The following is an 8,106-nucleotide window of genomic DNA, read 5'->3' on the forward strand; positions in this document are numbered from 1 at the left end:
TTCTGAGCAGCCAGCCCCGGGCGCAGCGGAATGATGCCCGATCACCTCGACCGCATCGCCAGCTGATTGACCAGACGAACACCACCGCTGCAAGCGGGTCGTCGTTGAGCCGCTGCGCGGGCGCTTTGCCCGCCGCAGCGGACACGGGACCGAGAAGGCCGTGCCCGACGTGATCACCGACGAGCACGGGGCAGCCAGCGCCAGCGCCTTGGCCGGCGCCTCTCTCCTGTTTCACGGATCTGCCACGTTCCCGATGCGGGGTACCACACGAGTTGGACTTGTCCCTGGTCTGGCCGGCGATGCGTCAGCTCGTCCAAGTCGAGTGCTGAGAGTGCCCTCAGTGCCTCGTCTGACGCATTCGACCAGAGGTAGAGCGCGATCCCCGCGTCCGGATCCTGAACGATGGCGAGGCCCGGCTCACCGCCTGGCTCAAGTGCGGAGTGCTGCGAGGAGCCCTCGACGCCGCTGCTCTCGCGGCCCCTGCGCAACAGTCGATGGACCAGCTGCCGGGCCTGCCCGTAAGCATCTTCGGCTACTTTGGACGCGATGGCCTGGACAAACGGCACGATCGCGGTGGTGACCACCGCCGTTATCACGACTGACCCGAGATCCGGCGCGGCCCCAGCCGCATGTCGGCGAGCTTCCTCGTCTTCGCGGCCCCGGAGCGCCAGGGCCTGTGCACGCCATTCAGCGGCCTCTTCGGCATGGCCGAGCTCGTGGTACAGGTCGGCGAGTTTCCCGGCGGCTCCTGACCATTTGGCGTCGTCTTCGGCCTCCTTCGCACACCTCAGCGCCTCGCTCGAACGACCCTGGCCTGCCAGCGGGGAGGCAAGGGCCGGGCGAGCGCTCGGGACGCCCTGGTCGATGGCCGATCGGTACCAGCGTTCCGCTTCGGCCGTCTCCCCCTTCGCTTCCAGGAGCTCGGCAAGCTCCAGCATTGAGGGCGGCGCGCCGCCCTCAGCAGCGCCCCGGAGCCAGAACTCGCGCTCGTGCGGATCGCGGTTGGCCATGGACACCAGGGCCGGGAGCCAGCCCGACTCCGCTGCTCGCCGGCACCACGCCTCCGACGCGGCCTCTTCGGTCTGACCACGCGGGCGCTTGTTCGCCGACTGATCCCAGTAGAAACGAGAAAGGTCGTACATTGACTCGGCGTCGCCGGCTTCCGCGCCGGCGAGAAGCCACCGCTCCGCCAAGCCGATCTCGTGACGCACGCGGTAGAAGTACCTGCCCAGCAGCCTCATTGCAGTTGGATCGCCTACCTCAGCGGCCAACTTGACGTTCGGATCCATCATGCCCGGCACGTTCGGTGCTGCCACTCGCCCTCCCGGATCCACGGCCCTGCCGTCGGCCCTCCCCTGGGCGACGTGGCACGGATGCCCGCAGGATAAGCGGTCACGGGTCAGCGATGCACCGGCTCTCCCAACTTCCAAAAAGGACCAGAAGCCAGCAGCAACACAGCAACTGCGTAGCGGTAGCCCTGCGAACCACCGACCGATCGTCGGTCCGGTCCGGTGGCGCAGGGCAGAGCCCAACCCCGCCGACACCACCCAGACCCGGAACGCGGTGTGGCTCTACGAGCACTACAAGGGCGTGTTCCCGGCCGGCCTGAGCAACGAGTCCCGCCAGAGCCCGGTCCCCGGCATCGACGGCTCGCTCAGCACGGTGACCTCCATCGGCGGGCCGCAGTACGACGAGAACATGGCGTACTACCAGAACCTCCGCCTCTCCGGGAAGGACTTCTGGCTCTACTACTGCAACAACCCCACCGACAAGCACCTCAACCGCTACATCAGCTACCCGCTGTCCGACTCCCGGCTGACGCCGTGGATGGTGGCGTCCGCCGGCGGCAACGGCTTCCTGCACTGGGGCTGGAACATCTGGACCGACCCGTACAACAACTACGCCCCCCTCGACACCTTCAACGGCAGGATGGACGGCGACTTCTACCTCGTCCGTCCCGACAAGGCCACCAACGGCGTCTACGACAGCGTCCGCAGCGAGGCCCTGCTCGCCGGCATCCAGGACTACGAGCTGCTTCACCAGCTCTCCGCCACCAAGCCGGTGCTGGCCCGCGCCCTCATCGGCTCTCTGATCAGCGGCACCACCGCGTTCTCCACCTCCGGCGCGGCGGCCGACCAGCGGCACAAGCAGATCCTCGACGCGCTCGCCTCCCCCGCCCCGGACGCGGTCTTCCCGTTCGCCGACGACTTCGGCCCGGACAAGGACGCCGCCTGGCGCACCGCCCGCGGCTCCTGGTCGGCGGCCGGGGACGGCGGGTACGTGCAGGGTGACGCCAACTCCGGCTGGGACGTGGTCGCGGGGCTGACCGGCCGCGCGTACCAGGACGTCTCCGCCTCCGTCGACCTCCGGATCACCGGGGTCAGGCCCGACGGCGGCGACACCAACTGGGCGGGCATGGTGGTCCGCAACCAGAACCCGACCGAGTCGCAGACCGGGTACCTGGTCGCGCTGCGCAACAACGGCGAGGTGTTCGTCAACCGCAGCGGCGTCCCACTGGCGTCCGCCACGGTGCCGGGCTACGCCCCGGGCCAGACGGTCAGCCTGCGGGTGTCCGCCCAGGGCGGCACGATCACGGTCTACGCCGGGGCCGTCCAGCTGCTCACCGTGACCGACCAGGGCTACCCGGTCGGCGGCTTCGGCCTCGCCACCGGCGGGGCGTCCGCCCGCTTCGAGCACGTGCGGCTCGATCCGGGCACCGACCCGGCGCAGAACGCCGCCGTCACCACCTCCAGCACGTACGAGGGCGACGGGTGGAGCACGGCCGCACTGACCGACGGGCGCCGGGGCCTGGCCACCGGCACCAACGGCTGGAGCAGCAACACCACCGTGAACGCGGACCACAGCGAGTGGGCCCAGCTGGACCTCGGCTCGACCAGGCGGATCAGCCGGGTGGACCTCCACCCGCGCGCCGACGGTCCGGCCGCCGGCAAGGGCTTCCCGGTGGACTTCACCATCCAGGTCTCCGCGGACGGCTCCACCTGGTCGACCGTCGCCGACCGCAAGAACTACCCGAAGCCGTCGGACGCCTCCGTCCAGACCTTCCCGTTCCAGCCCGCCGACGTGCGCTTCGTCCGGGTGACAGGGACCAGGCTCGGCACCGACCCGAACGGCCACTACCGGATGCAGCTCGCCGAGATCGAGGCGGCGGGCGGCGAGCTGGCGGTCAACCGGCCGGTCCAGGCGTCGAGTTCGGCGGGCCCCTACAGCTGGCGGCCGGCCGCGGTCAACGACGGCGTCGCGAACTCCACCCTCGACCACTCGATGGGCTGGAGCAGTGCCCGCTCCGCCGGGGCGGTCGCGAACGAGTGGGTCACCGTGGACCTCCAGGGCCCCAGCCTGGTCAGCCGGGTGAGCCTGACCCCGCGCACCGACGGTGCCAACACCGGTCTGGGCTTCCCGGTGGACTACACCGTCCAGGTCTCGGCGGACGGCAGCACCTGGTCGACCGTCGCCACCCGGACGGGCACGCCGCGCCCCGGCGCGGCGCCGCAGGTCCTCACCTTCGCTCCGACCACGGCCCGGTACGTGAAGGTCACCGGCACCCGGCTGAGCGCCGACCAGTTCGGCGACCACTACCTTCAGCTCGGTGAACTCGGCGTCAGCTGACCCCGGACCGCTCTCGGGCCCCTGACGGCACGGCGGTGTCCAGGGGTCGTTGCAGCACGTGGTTCGTCGTTCAGGCCGCGAGCACTTCGTGCGGGCGCTCGGCTGGGGTCTCCCAGCCGAGCGCTTCGCGTGGCGGCCGTTGAGTTCGGCGGCGACGGCAGCGAGGTGTGCTGGGTCGTGGGCGGCCAGGCCGGTGCCCTTGGGGGAGCTTTGCCGCAGCGAGCCGTTGACGCCTCCCTGCCCAGCGGCGAGTTCGCGTGGGGTGATGTGGTGCTGTCGGCGCCGAGCTACATGCCGCCGGCGCCCGGTGCGGCCTCCGGACTCCCCGAGGCGTCCCAGCCCCGTCCCCTCGTCCCAGGGTCTGCTGGAGTCCCGCCTCGTGCCCGGTAGTGCTGGCACCGATCGCGGCTCCGGCACCCGATCGGTGGCCGCTCTGGACATGCTCAGTGGTTCCGAGGTCCAGGTTCGGCCTCGGGGCGCCGTTGGCCCCCAAGGCCGAGGCCGCGTCAGCGGCACCATACCTCCGAAGGCGGCGCCAGAAACTGCCTGGCTCGTGGCCTCGACGCCGATGGCCCACACACCAGCAGGTGTGGGCCATCGGGTCCCGGGCCGTATCCGGGGCTGTCAGGCGGTGGCCCTGCCGAACAGGTGGTTGGCAGGAGCGTCCGGGTCGTCGCCGTAGAAGAACTCCGAGACCGCCTGGTGGAACTCGGTGCGGTCCAGCGCGCCGGAGCCGTCCCGGTCCAAGGCGGCGAAGACCTCGGCGCAGTCCTCGCCGGGAACGCCTGAGATCGAGTTGAACATCAGCTGGAACTCCGCCTGCTCGATCCTGCCGTTTCCGTTGAGGTCGACGAGGTCGAAGAAGCAGTTGCTGACCGGCTCGATCTGTTCCGGGAACCGGGCAGGGTCGGTCAGGGCCCGCTTGAAGCCTTCGGTCATCTCCCGCAGATCGACCTTTCCGTCACCGTCCTGGTCCATCGGGGCGATCACGTTCGTCCAGAACTCGTCCATCCCGTCGGTGAGCCGGCGGGCGGTCCCGGAGTCGGGCGCGGTGCCCCGGGCGGCGATGTAGCGCTCGCTCATCGCACGGACGTCCTGCCGGGTGATGAACCCGTCGCCGTCGGTGTCGGCGCCCCTGAACCACTGGCCGTACTTGAGGTCTCGAAGTGCACTCATGACTGCGCACAGTATTCACTCGGTTACCCATTCGCAAACGGGTGAGTGGGGTATCCCGCCGGGCCGGCCAGTGGCCGCGCGCTTGACGACGGCGAACCCGGGACACGCCCCGGCGGGGTCGGGAGTTCTTCGTGTCAACGTTCGAGGTGTGGCGGCATGAAGGCGAGCACCTCCGGAAGAGGGCCGTCGTAGACCTCGACGTCGACCAGCGCGCTGTGCGCACTCGGCCCCTGGGACAGGCGCGAGCAGCCTCGATCCGCGGTGAGGGAGTTCGGATTGCCGTGGCGGTCCAGGGTTCCGCTCAGGCCCGGCCGGACCGGATCCCACCACGCTCCCGTGGACAGCTGGACGACGCCTGGCATGACGTCGTCCGACAGGACTGCGCCCGCCAGGCAACTGCCCCGGTCGTTGTGGACCCGCACGATCATGCCGCTTTCGATGCCGCGGGACGCGGCGTCCAGCGGATTGATCGTCACGGGCTCACGACCGAGGATCTTCGACTTGAGGCTGTGGCCGCCGTTGTCGTACTGGCTGTGCAGACGCGAGGCCGGCTGATTCGAAATCAGGTGCAGGGGGAATCGGTCCGACAGGCCGCCACGGAGCCACTCCACCGGTTCGAACCACGCCGGATGCCCGGTGCAGTCGTCGTAGCCGAACGAGTCGATCTCCTCGGAGAAGATCTCGATCCGACCCGACGGCGTGGTCAGGGGGAACCGCTGCGGATCTGAGCGCAGCGCCTCGAAGCTGCCGGGGAACGGTCCGCTCAGCGCCGGCAGCTCAGCGGTGGAGCTTCGCCAGAAGTCGTCGAAGCTTGGCAAGGCGGTGTCGTCGCCGAGGTTGGCCCTCGTCTGCTCGTAGAGGTGCCGGACCCATTCGATCTCGGAGCGCGACTTCGTGAACTCCTGCTCGTATCCGAGCCGGGAGGCCAGGGCGGTGAAGATGTGGTGGTCCGTGCGCGACTCACCCTGCGGCTCGCGGACCTTCGGCATCGCGACGAGGTGAGGGTCGGAGAACCCGGCGGCGAAGTCGTCGCGCTCGAGGCTGGTGGCGACGGGAAGGACGATGTCAGCGAACTTGGCCGTGGTGTTCCACCAGGCTTCGTGCACCACCACCGTGTCAGGAGTCTGCCAGGCGCGCGCCAGCCGGTGGAGATCCTGGTGGTGGTGGAACGGGTTGCCTCCGCACCAGTAGATCAGGCGAAGCTCGGGCAGGGTGAGGCGCCGGCCGTCGTAGTCGATGGTCTTGCCCGGATGCAGCAGGGTGTCGGCGATCCGTGCGACGGGGATGAAATCCGCAACAGGGTTGGGACCCTGGGGAATCGACGCCACGGAGGGCCGGCCGGGGGCGACACCGGTCGCGTCCATCGTCGCGTAGCCCGCGCCCCAGCCGCAGCCGGGCCGCCCCATCGAGCCCGCCATGGCAGCCAGCACGACCGACATCCAGACTGGCTGTTCGCCGTGGTCCGCCCGCTGTATCGCGTAGTTGACCATGATGAGGGAAGGTTGCGTGGTGAGGCGGCGCGCGAGGTCGGTGATCGTGTCGCGGCTGATGCCCGTGATCGTCGCCGCCCAGTCAGCGTCCTTCGGGACGCCGTCCAGGTCGCCGACCAGGTAGGAGGCGAAGCGGTCGAACCCGACGCAGCACCGGCGCAGGAAGTCTTCGTCGTGCCATCCGTTGACCAGCATCGTGTGGGCGATGCCGAGCATCGCGGCGGTGTCGGTGTTGGGAATGACGGGTAGCCACTCAGCGTCGAGGAAACCCGCGGCGTCGCTGCGGATGGGGCTGACGTTCACGAACCGCACCCCGGCCGCTCGGCACTTCCGTTGCAGCTCCTGCGTCTGGTGCCGGGCCAGCCCGCCCGGGTTGACCTGGCTGTTCTTCAGGGCCAGCCCTCCGAACGCCACCACCAGCTCACAGTTCTCGGCGATCTCGTCCCACATCGGCATCCGGGACTGGTAGCTCCACGGGGCCCCGCCGATCACATGGGGAAGGATGACCTCCAGAGCCGCAGTGCTGTACGTGTTGCGCGAGTCGGTGTATCCCCCGCCCAACGCCAGGAACCGGTGAAGCTGACCTTGCGCGTTGTGGAAGGCCCCCGCACTCGCCCAGCCGTATGATCCACCGAACACCGCGCTGTCTCCGTGCTGGGCACGCACCCGACTCAGCTCCTCGCTCACCAGGGTGATCGCGTCGTCCCAACTCACCTCCACGAAGGCGTCCGTGCCCCTGGCCGTGTCGTGGACGCGCGGCAGGCCGTTCAGCCAGCCCCTGCGGACCGCTGGGCGCAACACGCGAGCGCTGTCGTCGGCGGCCGTCACCATCCCGGGGCCGATGGGCGACGGCGCCGGGTCATCGCTCCTCGGCTCGATGCGCACCAACCGGCCAGAATCGACCACCGCGATGAAACTGCCCCAGTGCGTCGCAACCGACATGCGTCGTTCCACCGTGCATCAACTCCACCCCTGATGTGTGCCCGGCTCCCGGACAGCGGTTGCCTACGCCGCCGGGCTCCACTTCACTCGGCGGGCCGCAGAACACAGGCTCCCCCTGCGGCCCGCCGCCCAACCCTGTAGGTGACGAGCCTTCCAAGGGCCGCACGGCAGCGCCGACCGACGCCCGGCAGGTCGCCAGCCTGTTCGAGCCAGCGGGCCAGCAGGAGGGAAGTCGAGGGCGCGAGAACGCAGGTGCGGCCCCTCATCCCCCGGGGCAGCCAGGAAGAACGTCACCGAAGTCGCCTCGTCCGCGGACTTCCGGGACGCGACGAGGAGCAGGCCGACGGCCACGCCGGCCAGCTCTGGTACCCGGCTTTCGGGCACGCCCTCACGGACCGCTCGCTGCACCATCGGGTGGACCCGCACGGAGCGGTGCCGGTCCGCCGGGTCGTGGTCGAGCAGGCTCCAGCGGCGTGACGATGCTCCCACTACCTCCCGACGATGCCCTCGGTGCCGGTGGTGTGCTGCGCGGGCTCACGCGACCGGCAGGTCACGGACGGCGGGACGGTGGACGTGCTGACCCGCCGCGACCGACTGCCCGATCCGGTCCGCCCGCTGACCACCTGGCGCGCCTCCAGGCCGTCGACCCGAGCTACCTGCCGCGCTCGGCACGCCCGCCAACGTCCAGCCTCTCCGGGCCGCCCACGAGCCGCGGAGGGACGAGCTGACCATCCCGTTCCTCGATCCCGAACGGGCCGCCTGGCAGTACACGTTCGGCGGACTGCTGCGGCCCGGCGCCACCCTGGAGCTGCTGCCGGAGCGGCAGTTGAACGAGGGCATGGCGGTGGCGGTGTCCGGCATCGTGGTCGGC

General features: G+C 70.0%; 4 protein-coding genes and 1 pseudogene. 2 read left to right on the top strand and 3 right to left on the bottom strand.

Going from position 1 to position 8,106, the window contains the following annotated elements:
• Positions 1-173 precede the first annotated feature (173 nt).
• Entirely contained in the window at positions 174-1,316 is a 1,143-nt protein-coding gene (locus tag ABZ497_RS29190; protein WP_359809470.1) for a hypothetical protein, read from the bottom strand.
• Between the two features lie 247 nt (positions 1,317-1,563).
• On the opposite strand from ABZ497_RS29190, the gene ABZ497_RS29195 reads away from it, so the two are divergent.
• Complete coding sequence (locus ABZ497_RS29195; protein WP_359809472.1) at positions 1,564-3,627, top strand: discoidin domain-containing protein; 2,064 nt, start codon at positions 1,564-1,566, stop codon at positions 3,625-3,627.
• Positions 3,628-4,251: 624 nt separating this feature from the next.
• Here ABZ497_RS29195 and ABZ497_RS29200 read toward each other — a convergent pair.
• Together ABZ497_RS29200 and ABZ497_RS29205 are read right to left on the bottom strand one after the other, a co-directional pair.
• Entirely contained in the window at positions 4,252-4,803 is a 552-nt protein-coding gene (locus ABZ497_RS29200) for an EF-hand domain-containing protein (RefSeq protein WP_359809474.1), read from the bottom strand.
• A gap of 134 nt (positions 4,804-4,937) precedes the next feature.
• Positions 4,938-7,247: a molybdopterin-dependent oxidoreductase gene (locus ABZ497_RS29205; protein ID WP_359809476.1), complete on the bottom strand. Its 2,310-nt coding sequence runs from the start codon at positions 7,245-7,247 to the stop codon at positions 4,938-4,940.
• A gap of 608 nt (positions 7,248-7,855) precedes the next feature.
• Here ABZ497_RS29205 and ABZ497_RS29210 point away from each other — a divergent pair.
• Positions 7,856-8,040, top strand: a pseudogene (locus tag ABZ497_RS29210) (amidohydrolase); the annotation flags it as partial.
• Positions 8,041-8,106 lie beyond the last annotated feature (66 nt).

Source organism: Kitasatospora sp. NPDC005751, assembly GCF_040630835.1.
Classification (GTDB): domain Bacteria; phylum Actinomycetota; class Actinomycetes; order Streptomycetales; family Streptomycetaceae; genus Kitasatospora.

Excerpts from the sequence above, each read along its gene's own strand:
- ABZ497_RS29200 (WP_359809474.1), bottom strand. The coding sequence starts at position 4,803 with ATGAGTGCACTTCGAGACCTCAAGTACGGCCAGTGGTTCAGGGGCGCC.